This window comes from Terrisporobacter petrolearius (assembly GCF_020748185.1).
In the GTDB taxonomy this organism is placed as follows: Bacteria; Bacillota; Clostridia; order Peptostreptococcales; family Peptostreptococcaceae; genus Terrisporobacter; species Terrisporobacter petrolearius.
Genome location: NZ_JAHZMO010000207.1, coordinates 1 through 430, shown reverse-complemented (window position 1 = coordinate 430; position 430 = coordinate 1). Strand labels below are relative to the sequence as shown.

At 34.2% G+C, this 430-nt stretch carries 1 protein-coding gene; it reads left to right on the top strand.

What is annotated here, in order from left to right; all coding sequences use genetic code 11:
- Positions 1-372, top strand: a 372-nt coding sequence (locus K0040_RS22610; RefSeq protein WP_500302318.1) for a hypothetical protein, incomplete at its 5' end; no start/stop codon positions are given.
- Positions 373-430 lie beyond the last annotated feature (58 nt).

Genomic DNA, 430 nt, shown 5'->3' with positions numbered 1-430 from the left:
TGTGAAGATTTTTCATTGTTAAAGAACTTGGTTGCATGCTTGAATTGTGATAGCAAAACCGTGGATGTAGTTAGAAATCAAATATCACTTGCATGTCTTGCTGTCTTATCTTCAGAGAAAATAGTGCAAAGTTTTTTGTTCGGAAGTCTTAATAGCTTAGGTTGTAAAGTTAAGGCTATTATTCACTCGGATATCTCAGCGTCATGGAGACTTTGTGATATATCTTCAAGATTATATATGAGCGAGAGTTTGTTAAAAAGAAAATTAAAAGACGAAGGATTATCGTTTAGTAAATTAATTCTTGAAGAACGAATGATGATGGCGCAAAGATTATTGATCTACAGTAACCATACTGTCGGCAAGGTGGCGTGAATATGCGGGTATGACAATGCATCATATTTTGTAAGTGTTTTTAGAGGATATTTTGGTG